Annotated in this window: 19 protein-coding genes; 4 read left to right on the top strand and 15 right to left on the bottom strand. The window is 67.3% G+C overall.

Going from position 1 to position 21,777, the window contains the following annotated elements; all coding sequences use genetic code 11:
• Positions 1-12: 12 nt before the first annotated feature.
• The 6 genes from ACGFIF_RS01730 to ACGFIF_RS01705 form a co-directional block, all read right to left on the bottom strand.
• A complete protein-coding gene (locus ACGFIF_RS01730) occupies positions 13-1,527 on the bottom strand; it encodes a LamG-like jellyroll fold domain-containing protein (RefSeq protein ID WP_393150294.1) in 1,515 nt (504 codons plus the stop codon).
• Between the two features lie 43 nt (positions 1,528-1,570).
• The gene (locus tag ACGFIF_RS01725; RefSeq protein WP_393150292.1) at positions 1,571-2,650 is read right to left on the bottom strand and encodes a lactonase family protein; all 1,080 of its coding nucleotides are present in this window, start codon (positions 2,648-2,650) and stop codon (positions 1,571-1,573) included.
• Positions 2,647-4,239 (bottom strand): CocE/NonD family hydrolase, encoded by a 1,593-nt coding sequence (locus ACGFIF_RS01720; RefSeq protein ID WP_393150290.1) that lies wholly within the window; start codon positions 4,237-4,239, stop codon positions 2,647-2,649. The genes ACGFIF_RS01725 and ACGFIF_RS01720 overlap by 4 nt, the downstream gene beginning before the upstream one ends.
• 58 nt (positions 4,240-4,297) lie before the next feature.
• Positions 4,298-5,233 (bottom strand): oxidoreductase, encoded by a 936-nt coding sequence (locus tag ACGFIF_RS01715; RefSeq protein WP_393150288.1) that lies wholly within the window; start codon positions 5,231-5,233, stop codon positions 4,298-4,300.
• Positions 5,234-5,289: 56 nt separating this feature from the next.
• Positions 5,290-6,750, bottom strand: coding sequence for a M36 family metallopeptidase (locus tag ACGFIF_RS01710; RefSeq protein WP_393150286.1), 1,461 nt, complete (start codon positions 6,748-6,750; stop codon positions 5,290-5,292).
• A gap of 163 nt (positions 6,751-6,913) precedes the next feature.
• Positions 6,914-7,516 carry a TetR/AcrR family transcriptional regulator gene (locus tag ACGFIF_RS01705; protein ID WP_393150284.1) on the bottom strand — a complete coding sequence of 201 codons (603 nt, stop codon included), beginning with the start codon at positions 7,514-7,516 and terminating at the stop codon, positions 6,914-6,916.
• A gap of 78 nt (positions 7,517-7,594) precedes the next feature.
• On the opposite strand from ACGFIF_RS01705, the gene ACGFIF_RS01700 reads away from it, so the two are divergent.
• Positions 7,595-9,049, top strand: a complete 1,455-nt coding sequence (locus tag ACGFIF_RS01700) for a flavin-containing monooxygenase (protein WP_393150282.1) — start codon at positions 7,595-7,597, stop codon at positions 9,047-9,049.
• Positions 9,046-10,074 (top strand): SDR family oxidoreductase, encoded by a 1,029-nt coding sequence (locus tag ACGFIF_RS01695; protein ID WP_393150280.1) that lies wholly within the window; start codon positions 9,046-9,048, stop codon positions 10,072-10,074. Before ACGFIF_RS01700 ends, ACGFIF_RS01695 begins: the two co-directional genes overlap by 4 nt.
• Here the strand turns inward: ACGFIF_RS01695 and ACGFIF_RS01690 are convergent.
• A complete protein-coding gene (locus ACGFIF_RS01690) occupies positions 10,052-10,507 on the bottom strand; it encodes an Lrp/AsnC family transcriptional regulator (RefSeq protein WP_393150278.1) in 456 nt (151 codons plus the stop codon). The two genes, ACGFIF_RS01695 and ACGFIF_RS01690, sit on opposite strands and share 23 nt — an antisense overlap.
• Before the next feature lie 86 nt (positions 10,508-10,593).
• On the opposite strand from ACGFIF_RS01690, the gene ACGFIF_RS01685 reads away from it, so the two are divergent.
• A complete protein-coding gene (locus ACGFIF_RS01685) occupies positions 10,594-11,178 on the top strand; it encodes an RBBP9/YdeN family alpha/beta hydrolase (RefSeq protein ID WP_393150276.1) in 585 nt (194 codons plus the stop codon).
• 66 nt (positions 11,179-11,244) lie between these two features.
• Positions 11,245-12,348 carry a winged helix DNA-binding domain-containing protein gene (locus ACGFIF_RS01680; protein ID WP_393150274.1) on the top strand — a complete coding sequence of 368 codons (1,104 nt, stop codon included), beginning with the start codon at positions 11,245-11,247 and terminating at the stop codon, positions 12,346-12,348.
• A gap of 194 nt (positions 12,349-12,542) precedes the next feature.
• Here ACGFIF_RS01680 and ACGFIF_RS01675 read toward each other — a convergent pair whose 3' ends face one another.
• From ACGFIF_RS01675 to ACGFIF_RS01640, 8 genes are all read right to left on the bottom strand, one after another.
• Complete coding sequence (locus ACGFIF_RS01675; RefSeq protein WP_393150272.1) at positions 12,543-13,379, bottom strand: M48 family metalloprotease; 837 nt, start codon at positions 13,377-13,379, stop codon at positions 12,543-12,545.
• Positions 13,380-13,647: 268 nt separating this feature from the next.
• On the bottom strand, positions 13,648-14,790 hold the full coding sequence (locus ACGFIF_RS01670) for a hypothetical protein (protein WP_393150270.1): 1,143 nt from the start codon (positions 14,788-14,790) through the stop codon (positions 13,648-13,650).
• 21 nt (positions 14,791-14,811) lie between these two features.
• Positions 14,812-15,756, bottom strand: a complete 945-nt coding sequence (locus tag ACGFIF_RS01665; RefSeq protein ID WP_393150268.1) for a hypothetical protein — start codon at positions 15,754-15,756, stop codon at positions 14,812-14,814.
• 5 nt (positions 15,757-15,761) lie between these two features.
• On the bottom strand, positions 15,762-16,976 hold the full coding sequence (locus ACGFIF_RS01660; protein WP_393150266.1) for a hypothetical protein: 1,215 nt from the start codon (positions 16,974-16,976) through the stop codon (positions 15,762-15,764).
• A gap of 51 nt (positions 16,977-17,027) precedes the next feature.
• The gene (locus ACGFIF_RS01655) at positions 17,028-17,759 is read right to left on the bottom strand and encodes a hypothetical protein (protein ID WP_393150264.1); all 732 of its coding nucleotides are present in this window, start codon (positions 17,757-17,759) and stop codon (positions 17,028-17,030) included.
• Positions 17,756-20,887: an ATP-binding protein gene (locus ACGFIF_RS01650; protein ID WP_393150262.1), complete on the bottom strand. Its 3,132-nt coding sequence runs from the start codon at positions 20,885-20,887 to the stop codon at positions 17,756-17,758. The genes ACGFIF_RS01655 and ACGFIF_RS01650 overlap by 4 nt, the downstream gene beginning before the upstream one ends.
• A complete protein-coding gene (locus ACGFIF_RS01645) occupies positions 20,884-21,465 on the bottom strand; it encodes a hypothetical protein (protein WP_393150260.1) in 582 nt (193 codons plus the stop codon). The genes ACGFIF_RS01650 and ACGFIF_RS01645 overlap by 4 nt, the downstream gene beginning before the upstream one ends.
• A complete protein-coding gene (locus ACGFIF_RS01640; protein ID WP_393150258.1) occupies positions 21,465-21,749 on the bottom strand; it encodes a hypothetical protein in 285 nt (94 codons plus the stop codon). Before ACGFIF_RS01640 ends, ACGFIF_RS01645 begins: the two co-directional genes overlap by 1 nt.
• Positions 21,750-21,777 lie beyond the last annotated feature (28 nt).

The following is a 21,777-nucleotide window of genomic DNA, read 5'->3' as shown; positions in this document are numbered from 1 at the left end:
TCGAGGCTCAGCTCAGCGGGCCGAGTCGTAGAGCGTCCTCACCTCCGCATCGGTCAGCACGCGGTCGTACAGGTGGACCTGGTCGACGGTCCCGTCCAGGTGATCGACTTGGTTGCCGCCGAACTTGGCCCGGCCGATCACCGTGTTCCCGGTCGACGTCGCGTCCAGGCTGCAGGCGCTCTTGGTGGCAACCAATTCGCCGTCCAGGTAGAGCTTCAGCTCACCCTTGACCACGTCACGTACGCCGGTCAGGTGGTACCACTGACCCGGGTTGGGCTTCGTCGGCGAGAGCGCCCGCAACCCGGGGAAGCTCATCGCGAACCGCTGGTCCTGACCCGAGTACTGGAGGAAGAACGCGCTGTCGCGTTCGCCGTCCTGGCTCACCACGGTCTGGAAGGCGCCATCGGCCTGGTTCAGCTTCACCCACGCCGCGGCGGAGTAGTTGCCGTTGGTGTCGAGCAGTGCGGCGCCGGTGTCGATGTACTGCCCGGATCCGTTCAGGGCAACGCCTTCGCCGCTCTTGCCGGGGGCAAAGGTTGCCCCGTTCACCAGTGTCGCGTCGTTGTCGCCTACGGCATCTTCCGCGGTTCCGTCGAGCGGGTAGAAGTGGATGCCGTCGGCACCTGGTGTGCCCGGTCCCGGGTCCGGCCCACCGGTCCCGGTGCCGTCCGCGCCGGCGATGATCGCGTCGTTGATGGTCCGGACCTGGGCGAAGTCCATCTTCGGGACCTGGCGGTCGTAGGTGAAGAAGCCGTTCAGCTCACCCTCGACATCGGTGATCTGGGTGTAGACCGAACCGCCGATGCCACAGGTGTTGGCCGACCGCAGGACATCGCGCTGGTTCTCGACGTACCGGCGGGTGAGGGTGGCCGAGTCCGGTGTCATCTCGTAGGCGAAACCGTCGCCGAACCACATGTGGTCCGGCGTCTTCAGACCCAAGCCGCCGTGCTCGCCGTCGACCGCGGCTCGCTCACCTGAGGGTGCCGGCGTCGCCGGGCCGAGGTACGCGTGGTGGTCGATGAGGTCGCCCCGACCCGAGTCGCCCTTGGAGTTGCAGCAGTTCATCCCGCTGTGGGCGTTGACCAGGCGGGACGGGTCCTGCGCCTTCACCGAGTCCGCGATCTGCCCGGTCTCGACCCGGTCCCACTCACCCCAGCCCTCGTTGAACGGCACCCAGACGGTGATCGAGGTGAAGCTCTTGTGTTCCTCGATCAGCTCGTGCAGCTCGGCCTTGAACTGGGTCCGCCACGGTTCGGGCATCGCGTCCGTCTTCGACGACGGCATGTCCTGCCACACCATCAGGCCGAGCTTGTCGGCCCAGTCGTACCAGCGATCCGGCTCGACCTTGATGTGCTTGCGGACGGTGTTGAAGCCGAGGACCTTGTGCTGTTCCAGGTCGAACCGCAGCGCCTCGTCGGTCGGTGCGGTGTTCAGACCATCCGGCCAGAAGCCCTGGTCGAGCGTCGACAGGTTGAACAGGATCTTCCCGTTCAGGCCCATCCGGAGCTTGCCATCAGCACCTTTCACTCCTTTCAGGGGCGGAGAAAGGCGCTCCCCCATGAGAGCGCTCTCACGACAGAAACGCAAAAGGTCGCGCAGAATCAAACACTGACGCAGGCCGCATGGGCGTGCTGAAGCTGCTGGTCTCGGTCAGTCCGCCGGTACTGCGGTCGACCGCGAAGGTGGTGATGTTGTTGGACCGCTGGTTGGAGACGAACATCAGGCTGCCGGTTGGATCGAGGGTGCAGTGACGCGGCCAGTCACCACCGCAGGACGGAGTACTTGTCAGGCTGATCGCTGCACCTTGGTCCACAACCGTGAAGACGGCAATGCTGTTGTGACCGCGGTTGGTCAGGTAGACCGAGCGGCCGTCCGCCGAGGCGATCACCTCACCCGGGAAGTTCTGCGGCGCACCCGGTGGGATTGTCGACAATGTGCTCAGCGGAGTGAACTGACCGTCGTCGTAGCGGCAGACGGTGATCGTGCTGTCGAGTTCGTTGGCGACGTACGCGAAGTGGCCGGACGGATGGAAGGCGAGGTGGCGCGGGCCGGCGCCGGCCTTCAACGTCGTCCGGTACCGCAGCGTCAGCTTCCCGTCGGCGAGTGTGTAGGTGTAGATCGAGTCGGTGCCGAGATCGACGGCCACGATGTACTCACCGACCTGGAGCACCTGATGCGCGTGCGGGCTCGCGCCCTCGTGCTCGACCAGGTCGGTCTGTTGCCCGAGGCTCCCATCGGCTTGGATCGGATGGACGGCGAGATCACCTGATCCGTAGTTTGCACTGAGCAAGTAGTTGCCGACCGTGGTCAGATGGCAGGGCGCGGATCCCTTGTTGGGTTGACGATTCAGAATCCGGAGGTTGTCTGGGGCATCGATCGAGATCGCCGTCACTCCGCCGTCCGCCTGCTCGTTGACGGCGTACAGGAACTGCCCACTGGTGACGAGGAAGGACGGATCCTCGACCCCGGTCAGTACGCCGGTCGCCGTGATCTTGCCGTTGACGTCGTACGTCGCGATGCCGATACCGGAGCCGCCACCGACCGGCGAGGTGTATGTGCCGATGTACAGCGTTCCGGTTGCGGCAGCCTTGGGCCTCGCGACCAGGGCGGCAGCGCTGACACCGAGGAATCCTCGGCGGGTGATCGTCACGCCGCCGCCGGGATGCTGATCGAGGACGGGTCGCCGGCTGGAGAGCTGAAAGTGACCGTCTTGCCGATCACGCTGCGGCCGAGGTACCGCGGGTCGACCGTGTCGACCACGAGGACGAGGTGATGGCCGCCCGGCACCTCCCAGCTGGTGGCTTCCAGCCTCAGGTCGATCGGCACAGACTTGCCGGGGGTCGCTCCGCGCAGCGTGAACGGCTTGTGCGAGATGAGCGAGCCGATTCCGAGCGCGTCGACGTCGTACAGATAGGCGAACAGCGAGGTATCCGAACCGGATGGCTTGACCGTCAGATGCAGCTTCGGCGCGCCGTTCACGACAGCTCCACCGGGGTAGACCGGGCCGGACCAGACACCCGCGAACGACCTGTCGACCAACGGAGTCACGACACCGGCCGGAATCGACAGAAGCCCTTGCAGAGCACCGGAAACGAGCGCCACTCCGCTGTCCGCGATCGTCGGAACACCGGCCCCGATCCCGCTGGTCCATCCCGTCGACGCCTGCGTCTGGAGCGCGCCCGTCCGCGACAATCCGGTCGGCTTGGTGAGGTACGACGTACGCGGCTGTCCGACGGCCGCCCAGCTCGAGTAGCCACGCCAGACGCCGCGTTGCGACTTCAGCTGGACCGGCGCTTCATCGTCCGCGCCGTTGTTCACGCCGGTCAGATAGTGGTGCAGCCAGGCGGCGAGTTCATCCCAGGTCTCATTGGGAAGGCCGATCGCACCGGACGCCTCGGGGGTGGCGTGATCGCCGTGGGCCAGCAGCAACCGCTTCGGCCCGGTCAGCCGGGTGAAGAAGTCGGTGTACTGCGTCGGCGGGAAGATCGAGTCCTCGAAGGCGTTGGCGAGGAACACGGCCGGCTGTTTCGCGTTGATGCCGTCGACCACAGTCTTGGCGGAGCGGACCGGCGCCAACTGCTTCGCCTCCGCGATCGCACCGTCGAAGTTCCCGGTGAGGAACTTGGACTGCAGCGACGCCAGCTCCGGACCGGGCCGGCCGGTGATGTTGCCGAGGGCAAGCAGACCGGCGACGGACTGGAGGGCGACGGTCTCGTTCGGGTTGAGCGACGCGATCAGGTCGGCCCACCCGCTCATCGCCCCGACCGCCTTGATCCGTGGGTCCTGCGCGCTCGCGAGCAGCGAAGTACCGGCGCCGTACGAGATCCCGACCGCCGCGACCCTGCTCGTGTCGGCCGGCGTGTGCTGGTCCGCCCAGTCGATCACTTCGGTGACGTCTGCAACGGTCGGTGGGCCGGCGATGTCGATCCCGCCGCCGGTGTCCCAGAAGCCGCGACTCGAGTACGCGATGACCTGGAACCCGGCCGTGGCCAGCTTCGCGCCCTGGCCGACGTACTCGACGTTCGGCACACCCCAACTGGACGGCATCACGACCAGCGGGAACGGCCCGTCACCCTGGCCGGTCGGAGTCAGCACGACCGCACCGATCTCGATCCCGCCCGCACCGGGGATGCGCTGGTACGACGTACTGAACCCGGCCTGATCCGCCTCGGCACCGACGGCCGGACCGATCGTGATCAGGGCAAGGACGACAGCGAGGGCGGCTGCGATTCTGCGCACGGGAGCGACCTCCGGCTCGGGATTACCGGAGGGTAACCACAAAGTTGCCGCTGTGTCACTACCTCGGCACGGTGAGTGTCGGATCGACTCCGGTCGCCTCGACGGACCAGGCCCACAGCCGCTCGGCCAGCACCGGATCCTTCGCGGTGCCTGTCGCCGACGCTGTCGTCGGTGCACCGCGGAACCCGAAGAAGCCTGGACCGTAGTAGCCTCCGGGCCGCACGTCCGGGCTCGTTACGGCGTACAGACTCGGCCAGGCTCCGGCGGCCGCGGACTGCGCGACCAGCTTGTTGATGCCCGCCCACATCCGGGCCTCGAACGCTCGCCCGGCCAGCTCCGGCCCGGCCGCTTGCAGGTGTGTTGCCGCGTAGCCGGGGTGCGCGCCGACGCTCAGCAGGTTCACCCCGGCAGCCCGCGCCCGGCGGTCGAGCTCGAGCATGAAGAGCACGTTGGCAAGCTTGGACTTCCCGTAGGCGACCCACTTCGAGTAGCCCTGCTCCGGCCGCCGGAGGTCGGTTTCATTGATCCCCCGGACGGTCTTGTGCATGAACGAGCTGACGGTCACCACCCGTGGCGCCGGCGCCTTGAGCAGCAAGGGCAGCAGCCGGCCGGTGAGGGCGAAATGCCCGAGATGGTTGGTGCCCAGCTGCAGCTCGAAGCCGTCAGCGGTCTGCCGGTATGGCGGCGCCATCACGCCGGCGTTGTTCACCAGAAGGTCGAGCTTGTCGTAGGTCTTGCTGACGCTGTCGGCCGCCTTCTCGACGCTGGTCAGATCGGCGAGATCCAACTCGAGAACCGTTGGCTCTTTGTTCGACGCCTGGGTGAGTGTTGCGGAGACCTGCTCGGCCTTCTCCGCGTTGCGCGCCGCGATCAGTACGTCGGCCCCGTGTCTGAGCAACTCCAGCGCCGTTTCGTACCCGAGTCCGCTGGTGGCGCCGGTGACCAGTGCGCGCTGTCCGGTCAGGTCGGGGATGTCCGCGGTACTCCAGGTCATGCGCCCACAGTAGCCGTGGGCGCACAACCTGGTGTCGCGTGCTGGTGTTGCCTACGTCAGAGGATCTTGCGGGCCTGGAAGGCTTCGGTGACCTTCGCGGCCGTGGCCTTGCCGTAGAGCAGGCGGGCCGCCTGCACGGTGACCCGGGCGGCGTCGGCGAACGAGGTGTCCGGCGCGTAGAAGAACGTGCCCTCGAGGATCACCTTGTTGGCCTTGTTCCGGCCGAGCGCCTTGTGGATGTCCCACAGCGCGTTCGACCAGATCTCGCCGTCGTCATGCACCTGGCCGACGATGTCGTCGGTCGTCTTGCCGGTGTCGGTCCGGCGCAGACAGTGCGGCTCGGTCGAGGTGTACGACGTCGCGTCCCAGTCCATCACGCACGGCAGGTCGAAGTTCCGGCTCACCGGCACCGACATCGTCACGGCCCAGTAGTCGCCGAAGCCCTCACCGATCGCACCGGCCTGCAGCGACTCGCCGTACCCCGGCACGACGTCGTCCTGGATCGCGTGACCGTACTCGTGCCAGATGACCTCGGCGTCCTCGCCGTCGTCGACCCCGCCCTCGCCCATCGTGATGACGTCCTTCGACGGGTCGTAGAACGAGTTGTCACCGTTGTAGGTGTTGATCTCGAAGTCCTGCGACTCGTTGTTCACCTCGGTGAAGCCGAGGCTGTGGATGTACTCCTGGGTCTGGTTGACCTGGTAGTACGCCATCACCTGCTCGAACCGGTCGTCGTCGCGGTAGTACAGGAACTGGTTGTTCGGGCTCTCCGCCAGCCCACCCTTGGCCTTGACGACAGTGACGTACGTGCCCTCGAGCTTGCCGTTGCCGGCCAGGTTGCGCAGGATCACGTTCTTGTGCGCCGGGAACAGCTCGTCGGTGTTCGCGTCGTCCTGGTCCGTCAGCTTCTCGTCCCGCTCGCTGACTACCGGGTTCGGGTCGAACACGATGCCGCGGCCGTCGGCGTGATCACTGATCACCTTCGACTCGACCACGCTGCCGGACTTCGCGTCGACCAGTGAGCGCGTGACGCCCTGGGCCGACCGGCTGGTGACGTTCCAGACCAGGCGCGCGTCCGGACCGCCGATGACAGCCAGTTGCGCTGCCCCGTCGGTGGCGGTCGGAGACGGCGTCACGTCCTTCTCCGGTCCGGCGATCCGGGCCCGGGCGGCGCGCGCGCTCACCGCCGCGTTGGCCGACTTGGTCGCCGTTGCCGACGGCACCTTCGCGGTCACATCCAGATTCGCCGGTACGGCGTCGCGCCCGTCGGCGATCTGCACCGCACCGGACGTCGTCACATGCTTGGCGTAGTACCCGTTGAGCACCGGCAGCCCCTTGAAGGTCTGCTGGTACCAGTAGTGCTTGCCGAGCAACGAGGTCTTGGTTTTGATCAGCTTGAGACCGGCCGGGTTCGCCGCGGAGCTCTCCGGCGCCGCCCCCGCGACGCTGGTGAAGGACAGCCCGATGGCGGCGGTAGCCAGACCGGCGGTGACGACCGCGATCACGCGTTTCGCCATATTTCCCCTCCTAGGTAGACGAGTTGCGTAACGCAACAACTACGATCCGTCGAACCCTAGTTCGCCGGGTGCGCCGGTGGGAAGGAAAAGTTCCCGCCGTCCCGCGGGCGCAAGGGAAATCAGCCACCTGCGCCTGAGGCGGCGTTTGGGGGCGGCCGGCGCTTCAGCCGCGGGCGCTCGGGCCGCCGGCGAGGAGGCGGATGACGTTGGGGAGCACCGAGACGCCGACGTCGGGGTCGATCGCGCGCTGGACGCCGAGGCCGACGCCCAGGCTGAGCAACGCGGTGGCACAGTCGGCGGCCGGCATCGGCAGCGTGATCCCGAACTCCTTCGCGTGCTCCTCCAGCAACTGGGTGACCGCGTCCCGGATCTGGGCGTTCCGCTGCGCGAGTTCCCGTCGTACGACGTCGTCCTGCCGCGCGCGGGTGGCGAACTCGACCTCGAACACAGTCCACGCCTGATCGCCGATCGTCGCCTCGGCCCAGCGCTGGAACGACTGGAGCATCGCCTCGAGCGTGGCGGCACCTTCCAGCGCGGCCGCCATCCGGTGCGCCTGGTCGGCCCGGATCGCGTCCACCACGGCCAGGCAGAGCTCGTCCTTGTTGCGGAAGTTCGAGTACACCGCGCCCTTGGAGTAGCCGGCCTCGTCCGCCACCTTCTCCAGCGAGGTGGCGCCGTACCCGTCGCGCAGGAACAGCTCGGTCGCGGTCGCCACCAGCGTCTCGCGGGTCCGTGCCTGGCTCTCCGCCCGCGTCATCCTCGGCATGGTCCGACTCTAGTGCCTGCGGTATTGGCATCCTCTTGGTATTCGGATACCGTCGGTTTCTGACTCTCGGAGGTGCTCATGGATGTGGTCGTAGTCGGCGCCGGTGCGTCGGGCATCGGGGCGGCGATCCGCCTGCTGCAGGCAGGGATCACCGACTTCACTGTGCTGGAGAAGTCGTCGGAGCCCGGCGGGACGTGGCGCGACAACACCTATCCCGGGTGCGCGTGCGACGTACCGTCCGCGCTGTACTCGTACTCGTTCGCGCCGAATCCTTCGTGGACCCGAGCGTTCGCTGGGCAGGCGGAGATCCGCTCGTATCTGTCGGACACGGCCTCTCGGTACGGCGTCACGCCGTACATCCGGTGTGGGGTCGAGATGCTGCGGGCGCAATGGGATGCGTCGGCGCAGCGGTGGTTGCTCGAGACGAGCGAGGGTCCGCTGGAGGCGCGGGTGCTGATCACGGCTACCGGGCCGTGGCATCAGCCGTTGATTCCGTCGATCCCGGGGGCGTTTGATGGGCCCGTCTTTCACTCATCGCGGTGGGACCATTCGGTCGATCTGAGTGGCCTTCGGGTGGCGGTGGTGGGGAGTGGCGCCTCGGCGGTGCAGTTCGTGCCGGCGATCCAACCTCTGGTCTCGTCGTTGCATCTGTTCCAGCGGACGGCGCAGTGGGTGTTGCCGAAGCCGGATCACTACGTGCCGGGGCTCGAGCGGTGGGTGTTTCGGCGATTTCCTTTGGCGCAACGGGTGTTGCGGCGGCTCGAGTACTTGGGGATGGAGGCTCTGGGGCTCGGGTTCCGGCATCCGTGGATTATGCGGGCGGTGCAGCGGGTGGGGTTGCTGCATCTTCGTCGGTCGGTACGGTCGGCATCGTTGCGTGCGGCACTCACTCCGTCGTACACCCTTGGTTGCAAGCGACTGCTGATGTCGAACACGTACTACCCATCGCTTGCCCAGAGCAATGTGTCGGTGCATCCGAGCGCTGTTGCGGAGTTCTCCGGCAATCGGGTGATCGGTGCCGATGGCACCAGCGTTGAGGCCGATGTGGTTGTCCTCGGCACCGGCTTCCGGATCCTGGACTTGCCGGTGGCGACCAAGGTGTACGACGCCGACGGGCGCAGCCTGGCCGATCACTGGCAGGGCAGTCCGCAGGCTTATCTGGGGACTGCGGTAGCCGGGTTCCCGAATCTGTTCAACCTGCTCGGGCCGAATCTCGGGACCGGGCACACCTCTGCCTTCATGATCCTGGAGGCGCAACTCGACCACGTGCTGGGCGCTGTCTCGTCGCTGCTGGATCGCGGCTGGTCGAGTCTCGACGTACGTCCCGAGGTGCAGGCGTCGTTCGTTGCGGAGGTCCAGGAGGCCTTACGCGGGACCGTCTACGAGACGGGTGGCTGCGCGAGCTACTACCACGACGCAAACGGCCGAAACAGCTTCAGCTGGCCCTGGTCCACCCGCCGCCTCCGCAAACACGTCGCCCACTTCGACCCCGCCGCGTACACCATCTCCGCCCCCTTGGAGGTCGTCCGATGAAACCCCTCGACCTGTCCTACGCAGTCGTAGTCATCACCGGCGGCGCCCGAGGAATAGGCCTCGCCACAGCCCAAGCCTTCGCAACCCTCGGCGCCACCGTCTACAGCGGCGACCTGACTTCCCAGCCGGACACCCCACCGACCACCTACCCGGCCACCCATCCGCTCACCGGCACCGCGACCGACGCCGACACCGCCACCGCCGGCTCGCCCCACACCACCTCCCCCACAGCTCACGCCGCCCCTCACCCAACCGCCTCCGCCTCTCACCTGGCCGCCTCCTCCCCTCACCACGCCGACTCCTCCTCTGACTCCACCGACCCCTTCGAACCTGCCGGGCGGATCCACGGACCCTGGCTGCTGGATGTCACCTCGCGGGAATCCTTCGCGTCTTTTGTTGACAATGTGATTGCCGACGCCGGCCGGATCGACGTACTCGTGAACAACGCCGGCGTGATGCCGCTCGGCTGGTTCCTCGACGAACCCGACGCCCTCAGCCGGACCACACTCGACGTGAACGTCTGGGGTCTCATCCACGGCATGCGTCTGGTCCTCCCCGGCATGATTGCCCGCGGCAACGGCCACGTGGTGAACATCGCCTCGATGGCCGGCAAGATCCCGTTCCCGGGGATGGCGGTCTACAACGCGTCGAAGTACGCCGCAGTCGGCCTCACCGCCGCCGTACGCCGTGAGCTCCACGGCACCGGCGTGACTGCGAGCGCCGTACTGCCCAGCGCCGTACGCACCTCCCTCTCCTCCGGCGTCCGCCTCGGCGGCGTCATGCCGACCGTCGACCCGTCCGACGTCGCGGCCGCCGTACTGCGAACCTGCAGGACGCGACAGGCCGAGGTCACAGTGCCGCGCTGGCTGGCCGGATGGAAGGTGCTGGACGGATTGGTGCCGTCGTCCGTGATGGCACTCGGCCGCCGACTGGCCGGAGACGATCGGGGCCTGGCCGTCGATGATGCGGCGCGAGCGGCGTACGTGGATCGGGTCGCGTCCTTCAGCCAGATGCGAGAGGTTTGACCGGGTACTCGCGGAGCACGAGTGAAGTCGTGACCGGGCCCAGCCGGCCGATCGCGTCGACGACCTGCTCGAGCCGGCCGGCGTCAGGCGTATGCACGTCGAGCAGGAAACAGTCGTCGCCGGTGAGACGGTACGTCGCGGTCACCTCGTCGAGTGTCGCGAAGAGCTCGAGCGCGTCGGGGATCCGTGCGTGCGTCGTACGTACCCGGACGACGGCGTGGATGTTGAGGCCGATCCGGGTCGGATCGACGACGGCCCGGTAGCCGGTGATCACGCCGGACCGTTCGAGCCGCTGGATCCGTGCCGACACGGCCGGCTGCGACAGGTTGACCTTGCGGCCGATGTCCGCGCCGCTGAGCCGCCCGTTCGTCTGCAGGATCGCCAGGATCTCCCGGTCGATGTCGTCCAATGGATTCGTGGTCGATTCGCCCATCTGCCTTCACTTCATCAGTTCACGTAGTACGGCTGCGATGATCTCGCCCATGATGACAGCTCACCGCAGCCACCAAGGAGTCATCCATGCGATTCATCATCGTCCCGGGTCTCGACGGTTCGGACCAGAACCACTGGCAGTCCGCCTGGGAATCCGGTTGGCTGCCCAACGCGACCCGTATCAGCCCGGCCTCGTGGACGCACCCGGACCGCGATGACTGGATCGCTGCCATCAGCAACGCGATCGCTCTCTCCGACGAACCCGCCGTACTGATCGCGCACAGCCTCGGGTGTCACGCCGTTGCGCATTGGCTGACCACGGTCGGCTCACCTACCGTCCGCGGCGCTTTCCTGGTCGCGCCGCCCGACCCACTCGCGCCCACGTTCCCCGTGGACCTGCTCCCGACCTTCACCAACCTTCGCGCGACTTCTCTCCCCGTCCCCGCTCTCCTGATTGCCAGCGACAACGACCCGTACTGCACCGTCGACGCCGCAACCCGCCTAGCCGCCGACTGGGAAGTCCCCCTCATCACCACCGGCAGCCACGGCCATCTCAACTCCGACAGCAACCTCGGCCCATGGCCGTACGGCCAGGACCTCCTGACCAGCTTCCTCGCCGGCCTCGGCATCGGCTTCGGCATCGGCCTTGGCACCGGCCTTCGCAGCGGCTGAGTAGAGGCCTGAAGCTGACGGCTTCTCCTCCTAGCCTTGGATCCGTAAACCAGGAGAGGATCAGCCATGTCGAAGTTGAGTTTGCAAGCCCTGAACCGCGCCACCCTGCACCGCCAGTGGCTGATCGAGCGCCGGGACGCGACCGCGCTGGAGACGATCGAGCACCTGGTCGGCATGCAGGCCCAGTCGCCGCTCGCGCCGTACGTAGGACTGTGGACACGCCTCAACGGTTTCGATCCGGCTGAATTGGCCGGGCTGATCGAGAACCGCGAGGCCGTGCGCGGCTCGATGATGCGGGCAACGATCCACCTGATGTCGAGCCGGGACTTCCTCGCGTTCCGCCCGCTGATCCAGCCGCGGCTCGAGCGCGAGGTGTTCCAGAACATGACGTACGGCCGGCACCGGCTCGAGGGAATCGACATCGACGCGGTGCTGAAGGCCGGTATCGAACGCATGGCCGAGGGCCCGGCGACCGCCGTACAACTGCGTGACCACCTCGCCCCGCTCTGGCCCGACCGCGAACCCGCGGCGCTGGCCCACGCCGTACGCTGCCTGCTCCCCACCATCCAGACCCCACCCCGCGGCATCTGGGGCAAGGGCGGCAACCCCGCCATGTCCACCGCCGACCTCTGGCTTGGCTCCCCGGTCGCCACCAACCCCTCGGTCGAGGATCTGGTCCGGCGCTACCTCGGCGCCTACGGTCCCGCCTCGGTCGCCGACGCCCAGAACTGGTCCGGCCTCACCAAACTGTCCGAGGTCTTCGACCGCCTCGACCTCCGCACCTACACCGACGCCGAATCAGGCCGCACCCTCTACGACCTCCCCCACATCGACCTCCCCGGCGAGGACATCGAGGTCCCCACCCGCTTTCTCCCCGAGTACGACAACCTCCTCCTCTCCCACGCCGACCGCACCCGCTGGATCGACAACGCCACCCGCCAATCCCTAACCCTCCAAGAGGTTCTCACCCGAGGCTCCACCCTCCACAACGGCCAAGCCACCGCCCTCTGGAAACTAACCAAATCCACCAAAACCCAAGCCACCCTGGAAATCCAACCCATCACCAAACTCCCCCGCACAGCCTGGCAATCCATAGAATCCGAAGCCCAGAACCTCCTCACCTTCACCAACCCAACCGCCACCCACGAAATCAAGCGAATCACCGCCTAAACCACAACAGCAGAGCACTGACGTTCACTTGGCTCCCGACGTCGGCGAAGGTACGTCTCACTCCATGCACAGCGGTCCAGTCCGCTAAGCCAGCGAAGGTCGTCCGAGGTGCAGCAACCCCGTTGACGTCGACGAGACCGCGGCGCATCCAACGGATCGAGCTCCGTGCGCCGCGGTCTTCTGTGTTGAACCGCCTATGCGGGCGGAGCCAGTCCCTCGAGGGCGCGGACTCGGTCGCCGAGCGAGGGCGTGCTCGACATCAACTGCGAGCGCCGGTTGGCTTCCCGGCCGAGCATGTTCTGATGCTGGACCTGCCACCCGTACAGAACCTGCACGATGGTGGGTCCATAACCCATCGCCGCGGCCCGGCGATCAGCCTGCATGACCTCTCGGCGGCCGAGCCACGCGAGAATTGGCGGCGCGATGAACGGAGTGAGGAACAGCAGGGGCAGCATAAGACTGTCGTCGAACGTAAGCACCGCGAGCAGGATCCCCAGATAGCCGAGTGTCAGGAAGCCGATGACCAGGCATCCAACCGCAGGAACAGCCTTCATCAAGCGTCCTAGGGCCCGAACGCCGATCAGCGCACAGCGAGCAGGAATCGAGTACCAGAAGCTCAGCAGACTGAGCCAGGTACGTCCGCCCAGGTGGTGACTGAGGTCATGCGCCAGAACCGCTTCCAGATGCGCCGCCGGCAGGTTGTACAACGACCAGGTCGTCACCGCGATGGTGTGACCAGGCGTCGGCGTCGCATTGGCGTCCTCCGACTCCTGGATCCACACGGAGTACTTGCTCCCGTCCACTCCCGCACGGCTCGACAGCTGTGGCCAAACGGAAGCGATGCGCTGCTCCTCGACCAGAGTCGGCTGCCGGAGACGGAACAGGTAGCGTGCGATCAACTCCTCAACCGGTTTGATGAAGACAACTGCCCCAGACAGGATCCAAAGCACGACCAGGATCCAGCCATAACCGAAGCCGACGATCCCGGCTATCCAGGAGACGGTGACGAAGCTCCAGAAGAACCATGGCACCGCCGTGAGGAGGGTCGTCGCCGCCGAGACCTCGACCCGCCCGCCCGGCTTGGGACCGCCTCGTGCATCTCCTCCTGGCGGCAACTGACTCCACTGCGGAGTAGGAGGAACGTTCTGATGCGGGCCCGGGTTTGGCGGGTCGGCTGGTTGCCATGGTCCGGTTGTCCAGGGGCCGTTCTGGTCGTTTGGGTCGCCTGGACTGGTCATTGGGGTCTCGCTTCCTGTGCCGCCTTGGCCACACGCGGCAGATTACGGAGATATTCGATCATCAGTACAGGGACACGTGGACGTGGTCGAAGTGGCCGCCGGTGGCGTCGGTGGGGCTGTAGACGCCGCCGCCGTTGTACGGGATCCAGGTGCCTCGGCGGGCGGACCAGATTTTGCCGTACCAGATGACGTAGCGCACGCCGGTCTGGCCCGCGGTCGTGACCGCCCAGTTGGCGATCTCGTCGCCGCGGGCGCGCGCCGGGGATGATCTGCGCGCGTCGGCGCCGACCATGATGTCGCAGGCCTTTCCGCGTGGGTGGTCGCTGGTCGGGTTCCAGACGTGTGCGTCCCAGCAACTCATGCTGAGGGTTCCCAGGTTCTTGCGCGCTTCGGCGACCCAGGCCGCCGTACGCGGAGTGACCATGCCGCCGGTGCCGGTCGGGTCCGTGACGGTTTGCTGCTGCGCGGGCCACACGCCGTTCACGGGCTGACCGGAGACCAGTTCTTCACCGCCGCAGTTGTCATTGTCAGCGACGCCTTCGGTGGTCGTCCCGCCTGGCAGTGGGTCCGATCGGCCGGCGTACGGGTTCCCGGATCGCTTGAGGTCGATGCGCGCCGCGGCCGCGATCTGCCGTGCCTCCCCCTCACGCAGCGCGTAGCGATCGGGATAGGCCGAGACTTGAACACGCTGAGCAGCGTCGCCGTACGCCATCGACGGCCAGCCGTTGATGTCGACCAGGCCGGGCGGGCTGGGCGCCGCGGATCCGCCGAAGAACGCCTCCGCGGCGTACTGCGGATTCATGATCTGGGAGACCGAACCCCAACCGGCCCCCGGGCGTTGCTGGAAGAGACCGACCGAGTCCGCATCGCCGTACGTCAGGTTCTGCAAGTCGGACTCGACCAGCGCGGTCATCAGGGCGATGAGCGTCGCCTGCCCGGGAAGCCCACGTTTCACCGCGACCTGGTCGATGAGCCTGGCAAACGCGATCTGCGTCGCCCGCAGCGGACCACGGGGAACCGGGTTGCCGACCTGGCCAGGCGCCCCGGGGAGGCAGGCCGCCTGTGGCTGGCTGGTTCCTCCGAACGGAGCAAGCATGAGGAGGCTCGCAACCCCGACCACCGCCAAGGCGGCCGCGGCTTTGATGAACACGCCCCTGTTCGCGACCGCGAGGAGTCCCCTGCCGAGATCACGCTCATCGAACATCGCAGCCCCCCACGAATGTGGTCATGGGCCCGTACCACCTGACACGTCGCTGATGACCCATTGGTCGTTCTGATTCACCAGCGTGACGAGCAGGGGTACGTCGAATCGCTGAGCGTTCTTTCCGGTGACGTCGATGGTGACCTTGACGAAGCGCGTGATCCGCGCCGGCGTGTCGACCGGCGCCTCCGCGTTGGCCGGCGGAGCGCTGACCGGCGCCGAGATCACGGTCGACATGCCGCCGTCTTTCTTGAGTGCGTCGTACGTCGGGTCGCCGGCCGCGGTGAAACTCGAGGCAACCTCCGGAGTCATGTACTTCGCACTCTTGGCGACCAATGCCGAATACGTCTGAGTGGCCGGGTCGCGAGTGTAGAAGGCACGCGCCCAGGCACCGACCACATCGGTTGCCAGCGCGGTCGACTCGGAGGAAGGGCGCTGAGTTTGCGGCGGTGGAGTCGTCAGCGTCGGCGTCGCGGCCGGCGAACTCTCCTCGCTCGGCTGGGTATTCGCCGGTGGGGTCGGCAGAACCACCGAACGGCCAGGCGTCAGCAGACCGACGGGAGCGCCGTCGTCGGAACTCTCGCCACCGAACAGGCGCGGCAAGCCACCGCCCAGCCCGAGGATGACGATCGCCAGCAGGACGACCAACGCCACGATGACGGCGGGGCTGGTCGGCTCGGCCTGGCGCTGGCTGCGCAACCACGCCATCCGCTGCGCATGGTCGTCACGCCGCCAGTTCTTCTTCGCCCGACGGCGTTCACGACCGCTGAGCTCGTCCAGCTCCTCCGGGTAGTCGTAGTTCGCACTCATCACCGAACGCCAACTGTCCGGCGCATCCGGTCGCCGGCGGTCCCCGTGTTCGTCGTACTCGTACTCGGAGTCGGCCGGCGAGTCGGCGCGATCGCGACGATTCGATGCGCGACCGGCGCCTTCCCGGCGATCCTCAGTCGATCGGTGCTTCCGTCCCATCCGCATCACCTACGCGTCGGCACGTGTACGGTCACGCCGTCCTTCGTGATGGCCGAGTATTCGCGGAACCGGCGCTGCTGCTGAGCAGGCGCGCGTCGCCGCTGACGACCCTTCGGCGGCCCCTCGCGGAGGCTGGCCGAATGTGTGTGCACTCTCGGCTCGTAGCGGGTCTCACTGACCGGGGCTGGCGCGGGTCGGCGGGAATGACGGGCCTTCTGCGCTTCGCGTGATGTGCCGCGGGATGTCCCGGAGCCGCTTGAGGGAACGACGTTGGCAGCCGAGACGGAGATTGTTCGCCGGCCCTCGCTCTTCGACTGGGTGCGGGCGCGGGCGAGGTTCAACGCAGACGTACTCTTCACCGGGCCGCTGGCCCCGGCAGCCCGAACACCGCCGGCCTCACCAGCCATCTGCTGGCCACCCGGTCCGACACCGCCGGATGTTCCAGCGCCTTCTGCTCTGCGCCGTTCTGGGCCCGCCGTGAGCTCGTATGGCGAACTAGCCGCGGCCCCTCGAGTCAACGAGCCAACTGCGGGAGCCTGTCGGTAGACGCGGACTGACGACACACGTTGGGAGGTGGCGCCGTCAGGAACCATCCCCCTCTTGCGTTCGGTGAGTGCCGGAGCCGCGCTACGGCTGGTGAGGGCACCGAACATCCGCTTCGCTGCACTGAGCGCACCTCGACGAGCCAGGCCACCCAAGAGAATGCTGCCGGACCCTGGCCGCATCATCGAAGTCAGATTGTCCAGCAGCCTACGAAGTCTGAAGCCGGCGATCAGCACGGCAATCGCCAGGCCCGACACAGGGAGCCACCCGAGTACGCCGGTCAGACTGAATACGGCCGTGACCAGGGTGAGAGCTGTGCCAAAGACGAGCATCGCGAGGAATGATTGCAACACGAGCCCGACCAGGGCCTCGAACCAGTTGAGTCCCCACTGTCTCGTTCGGCCCGGGATGATCCACAAGCAGGCGAAGAACACTCCAACGACCAAGAGCAACAGACAGCCGACGAAGGCCATTAACGCCGTAAAAGCCAGGGAGATATTGAGAAACGCGAACAAGGTCGCGGCAATGGCGGCGAGCATGACCACAGCGATACGACCGAACGCATTCTCGCCCTTCGCCCACTTGACCGTCGCGGCGTCATCTCCACCTTCGGCGGGCGCTATCACCGAGTCGATGTACTTGCTTCTCGCATCGACATCGGTTCCGGCATCGAGCATCCCCTTGCCGTACCGTCCGCATGCCTCCAACGAACCGAACTCTGCGATACACTAGGGCGTCACCGCGAACCCGCGCCAACTGGCGTCGGCCGACTTCCTCAGCAAGGTGTCCCTTGGTGTGCCGGTAAAGCCGGGCTCCGGCCAGGCGATGGGACTCTGCATTGTCGGCCCCATCGCGTCAGCGGACGCTGTCATGATCGCGCCGGCGCCCATCTGCCGGGCGCCGTCGACACCTCGCAGCCACGTCGCAGGAGCAAGCGCAAAGCTGATGCTGAGCACACCGGCGACAAAGACCCACGCCAGCTGCCCCAACGCGCTGCCGCTGGCTTTGCGCTGCGTGTATGCGGCCACCGCACCGAAGGCCAAGGCCGACGGTAGTAGCCAGCCGACCAACTGAGTGCTGGTCGCTCCGATCGTTGCTGACGTCGCTTCCGTGAGTGGCTTGACGTCGGTGAACGAGAACAGCCACCAGCCCACCGAGATCGCACCCCGGGTGATAGCGACGATGTACATCATCACTATGTGTGCGTATCCGTTGAAGACGGCCTCCATGGGATCGCGAATGCTCCGCTCGAAATCCAGCCCATAGGCCATCGGGCTGTACTGCTCGAACAGAGTTCGCGTGTCGCCGTGCGTCAGGTCGGGCGTCGGCAGCAGGTCACCGAAGCCGGTTGGGCTTGTCGGTCCTGGTTCTGGGTCGGCAGCCAGGGCGACCTGGGTGGTGACTATCAGGGAGATGGAGAGGACTGTCACGGCCGTCCGGAGGCGGCGTGACCAGGTCATGCGACGTGCTCCTTGTTGCCGGAGGGTGGGCTTTGGGAGTCGCCGTCTGGAGATGTGGAGCCGGTTTCGCCGTAGGGCGGGTACATGGCTTCGTTGTAGGCGGCTTCGTCGGCTTCTTGGTCGTAGACCTCGTCGGGGCCGATGGGGGATTCGTAGCGCAGGGGGTGGTTGTGGTCCTGGCCGTTGGTGTGCCCGTTTTGATGGGGGGCGGCCGGGGAGGACTCGGGGGATTGCTGCGCGTACGACGCTTGCGTCGTGGCGTGTTGTTGGCCGTTCGACGCTTGCGTCGGGGCGTGTTGCTGGCCGTTCGACGCTTGTGTCGTGGCGTGTTGCTGGCCGTTCGACGGTTGCGTTGCAGGAGGTTGTTGGCCGTTCGACGGTTGCGTTGCGGGGGGTTGCTGGCCGTTCGGCGCCGGGGGTTGCTGGCCGTTTGGCGCTTGGAGCGCGGGGGGTTGCTGGGGTGAGTACGTCGCCTGAGTTGCCGCGGGGGCAGGCTCGGCCGTTGGCGTCGGCTCGGGGGGAGCGGCGGTGTGGGCCGGCTCAGCCGGGGAGGCGGTGTGGGCCTCGGCTTGGGCTGTGGCGGTGGCGGCGGGGACGGGGGTTTCATCCTCGTCGTCGGCGAACGGGTCCAGCTCTTCGATGACGGGGACGGGCTGGGTGGGTTCGTTGGCGTGTTCGGATTCGGGGGTGGTGCGGAGGAGGGCGGCGACCTGTGCGCTGGGGATGTCGATCTGGACGGTGGCCACTTCGTCCCAGCGGTCGCGCATGATGCAGTGGCCGTGCCGGATGCTCTTGCCGTTGGCGGCGGTGTTGATGCCGCGGACGAGGGTCTGGTACGGCGGGGTCTGCGGCCGGCCCAGCAGCTCCAGGAGCGAGTCGACCTGCTCGCGGGAGCGGAGGCTGAAGGCGAACAGGGTGGTGATCTGCTCGACCAGGCCGGGGAGTTTCAGGATCGACGCCGGGTCCTGGGTGTCGAGGACCAGGGAGGCGCCGAGGGCACGGCCGACACGGGCGATGTAGTCGAGGAAGGAGGCGCCGTCCGGCGTCTTCGTCAACAGGTGCACCTCGGGCACGATGACGACCTTCGAGCGGCCGCGGAACTCGCGACGGCCGGTCGTACGGACCATCCAGGCGAGGCAGCCGCGCAGGCAGGCCATGCCGACACGTTCGATCGGCGACCAGGATTCCGGTGCCGACTCGGGTGAGGGCAGGGTGAGGCCTGGCATCTGGACGACCCACAGACCCGGGTTGGTGGTCAGCGACGACAGGCCGGACGGTGGGCCGGCGACGACGGAACCCAGGCCGGTCTCGACCAGGTCGCGCAGCGCGAAACCGACCGTCCGCGTGGTCTCGGACTCCGACTGGCAGAGCCGATGGATCACTCCCCACGACGACGGATCCGGCGACTGGATCTCGGCCCGGGTCGCGGCCATGACCGGAGCTTCGGCCGCACCACGCAGATGCGGAGGAAGCAGCAGCATCAGCTGCGAAGGCGCCTGCAGCAAGGCGTCGTCGACCGGGAGAACCCGGAGCAGGTCGGCAGCGCCGGAGAACTGTGCGGTGATCTCGATGACAGCAGTCGGTACGCCGTACTCCGCGGCGACCGCGGACACACCGGCCGCGTCGCCCTTCAGGTCGAGCAGCGGCACCCAAGCGCCGGCGAAGGCGGAGTCGAGACCACCGAGCATCGCAGCCGTGGTCTTGCCTCGACCAGAACGCCCCAAGAACAAGGTGGTCGTCGCGTCACCGAGAGCAGAACCGGCGGCCGCGTCGAAGCGCACCAGACCCGGCGTCGACCCGGTCAAGTAGCCAATCGCAGGACCGGTCGCGTCACCGATCGACGCGCCGCCCCAGAACCAGGAGCCGAAGAACGCGGTCGACTCACGCACGTGCCCGAGGTCGGGTACGCGCAACTGGTCGCCTGGCAGGGATTCCAGCCAGAGGTCGCGCTGTTCGTCCGCGCCGGCCGCGACGGTGATACCGCGGTCGGCGTAGTGCGCGATGACGGCGTCGACGTACGCCTCCAGGTCTTCGCGGGTGTCCGCGCTGACCAGCAGACGGGGGTGGTCCTCAACCAAGGTCAGGCCGCTGCGGTTGATGTCGCGTTTGACCTCGCGCATCACGCGCTCGGTCTCGACGATCTCGTCAGCGGTCTCCTCCGCGGTGCCCTTGGCGGCGGACCGGCGTTGTTCCTTCGCGCTCTTGCGGGTCTCGTCGACCAGGTGCCGCGCGGTCTTCTTCGTCAGCACCCGGAAGCGAACGGACGCCTCCACGGTGACGTCGATCTCGTCGCCGTCGTCGTCGATCGCCTTGATCTCCGACAGCGTGCGCAGCCACTCCCCCGGGCCCGGCGTCTCGAGCTCCTCGGGGAAGTCGGTCATCGCCAGCACAGTCGTGTACGCCGCGATCTGGCCGCGGGTGTCGTAGATGCGCAGGTGGTCGGTGTACGGCACCACCCGGCCCGACGTGAGCCTGGCCAGCGATGCACCGGTGATCAGGCCGCGACGGGGCGCGGCGACGGCACCACGGTGCATCTCGCGGCTGATCAGCCAGGAGATCACCTCGGCCGGCGCGGTGTGCGCCCGCCAGACGGTCGAGCCGAGCTGACGGCCGAGCTTGCGGACCCGCTCGTCGAGGTGGGCGAGCTCACGAGCGCTGACCCGCCAGGACGTCGTACCCAAGGCGTCGCTGATGGAGCCCCGGACCTGGGCGGTAGCGCGGGGGTCGCGGTCACTGAGGTGGACGCCGAGGGCGACGTACCGCTCCGGCATCCGCATCTCGTCGATCCGGTCGGCCCGGGTCTGGGCCCAGGCCTCGTGGTCGCCGAGCCGGTAGTGGCCGCCGACGGAGTCGATGTAGTCCTGGCCGGTGGAGCGGCCCCAGACCACCTTCAGGTGGCTGAGCCGGTCGCCGAGGATCGTCGCGGCGGCACTCACCGCGGCGTCGAGGGCCGCGTCCTGCTCGGCCTCGGTGGCCAGGTCCGTGTTCGCCACGGAGATGAGGAACCACGCCTCGGCGCTGCGTTCGGTGACGAGCAGGCCGTCCGCGATGGCGACCAGGCGTGGCGGCGGCAGGCCGCGCTCGCGGCCGACCCCCACCAGGTTCAGGAGTTTGTCAGCGATCTTCATCGTTGCCCCTGCCTCTCCGATCGGCTGAGCCCGGACGAGTTCCTGCGACTGACCCGCTGGACGTGGTCCGCCCCGAGCAGGCGGGCACGCTGGCTCACGGTGATGTCCGCACCGGCGCGGACTCTCGGATCCAGCTCCACCACGGCCTCGCGTTCCCATTCCGGGGTCACCCTGGCCTTCGCCAGGTTGGCCACCTTCTGGGTCGCGACGCGCTCACGCCATGGCAAGTACTCCGTCTTGTCGGCGGCCCGGGCGCCGAGACCGATGATCGGGCGATGGGCGCGCAACGCGTAGCGGACGGCGAGCGCCCACTCGGTCACGCGGCGGCGGCGTTCGTGGAACTTACCGGGTCGCCAGCCGAACGCGGTGATCACGAACGGCGGGACGATGTACAGACTGACGGTGGACTTCTGCGGCACCCCGATGAACGGGACGAGCAGCGCGACCCAGAGCACGATGATGACCGCTCCGAAGATGATCATCCGGCGCCGGGCGCCTTCTCCGAGGTCGATCCCCAGCAGGTCGTACTGCCGGGTCTCGATCTCGAAGTGGTGGGTCAGGGTACGGCCGACACGCATCAATTACCTCCGGACAACAATCCCCAGAAGCCCTTGAGCACATTGATGGTCTGGTTGTTGGCGTAGATCAGCCCACCCACCAGCACCCCGGCCGCGATATGGCCGAACAGCTCGCCCCACTCGCGCTTGAAGTAGTGCCCGATCGCGCGCAGCACGAGGATGGCGATGAAGATGTTCCCCGCGATGACCAGGACCCAGTCCTTGAAATCCGCGCCCGTCGGGACGTTGCTGTCGACCAGCGGCGCGGCGAGCTGAACCACGCTCGCAGCCAGTTCGTGCGTCATCATTGCGGTGTCTCCCTTGTTGCCTCGG

The sequence above is a fragment of the Kribbella sp. NPDC049174 genome, from assembly GCF_043197365.1.
Taxonomy (GTDB): domain Bacteria; phylum Actinomycetota; class Actinomycetes; order Propionibacteriales; family Kribbellaceae; genus Kribbella.
The sequence above is the reverse complement of the archived record's forward strand: the minus strand, read 5'-3'. Positions and strand labels throughout refer to the sequence as shown.

What these genes read in the sequence shown, in the direction of transcription:
- ACGFIF_RS01715 (WP_393150288.1), bottom strand. Translation starts at nt 5,233, where the DNA reads ATGACCTGGAGTACCGCGGACATCCCCGACCTGACCGGACAGCGCGCA.
- ACGFIF_RS01710 (WP_393150286.1), bottom strand. Translation starts at nt 6,750, where the DNA reads ATGGCGAAACGCGTGATCGCGGTCGTCACCGCCGGTCTGGCTACCGCC.
- ACGFIF_RS01705 (WP_393150284.1), bottom strand. Translation starts at nt 7,516, where the DNA reads ATGCCGAGGATGACGCGGGCGGAGAGCCAGGCACGGACCCGCGAGACG.
- ACGFIF_RS01700 (WP_393150282.1), top strand. Translation starts at nt 7,595, where the DNA reads ATGGATGTGGTCGTAGTCGGCGCCGGTGCGTCGGGCATCGGGGCGGCG.
- ACGFIF_RS01695 (WP_393150280.1), top strand. Translation starts at nt 9,046, where the DNA reads ATGAAACCCCTCGACCTGTCCTACGCAGTCGTAGTCATCACCGGCGGC.
- ACGFIF_RS01690 (WP_393150278.1), bottom strand. Translation starts at nt 10,507, where the DNA reads ATGGGCGAATCGACCACGAATCCATTGGACGACATCGACCGGGAGATC.
- ACGFIF_RS01685 (WP_393150276.1), top strand. Translation starts at nt 10,594, where the DNA reads ATGCGATTCATCATCGTCCCGGGTCTCGACGGTTCGGACCAGAACCAC.
- ACGFIF_RS01680 (WP_393150274.1), top strand. Translation starts at nt 11,245, where the DNA reads ATGTCGAAGTTGAGTTTGCAAGCCCTGAACCGCGCCACCCTGCACCGC.
- ACGFIF_RS01670 (WP_393150270.1), bottom strand. Translation starts at nt 14,790, where the DNA reads ATGTTCGATGAGCGTGATCTCGGCAGGGGACTCCTCGCGGTCGCGAAC.
- ACGFIF_RS01665 (WP_393150268.1), bottom strand. Translation starts at nt 15,756, where the DNA reads ATGGGACGGAAGCACCGATCGACTGAGGATCGCCGGGAAGGCGCCGGT.
- ACGFIF_RS01660 (WP_393150266.1), bottom strand. Translation starts at nt 16,976, where the DNA reads ATGCTCGATGCCGGAACCGATGTCGATGCGAGAAGCAAGTACATCGAC.
- ACGFIF_RS01655 (WP_393150264.1), bottom strand. Translation starts at nt 17,759, where the DNA reads ATGACCTGGTCACGCCGCCTCCGGACGGCCGTGACAGTCCTCTCCATC.
- ACGFIF_RS01650 (WP_393150262.1), bottom strand. Translation starts at nt 20,887, where the DNA reads ATGAAGATCGCTGACAAACTCCTGAACCTGGTGGGGGTCGGCCGCGAG.
- ACGFIF_RS01645 (WP_393150260.1), bottom strand. Translation starts at nt 21,465, where the DNA reads ATGCGTGTCGGCCGTACCCTGACCCACCACTTCGAGATCGAGACCCGG.
- ACGFIF_RS01640 (WP_393150258.1), bottom strand. Translation starts at nt 21,749, where the DNA reads ATGACGCACGAACTGGCTGCGAGCGTGGTTCAGCTCGCCGCGCCGCTG.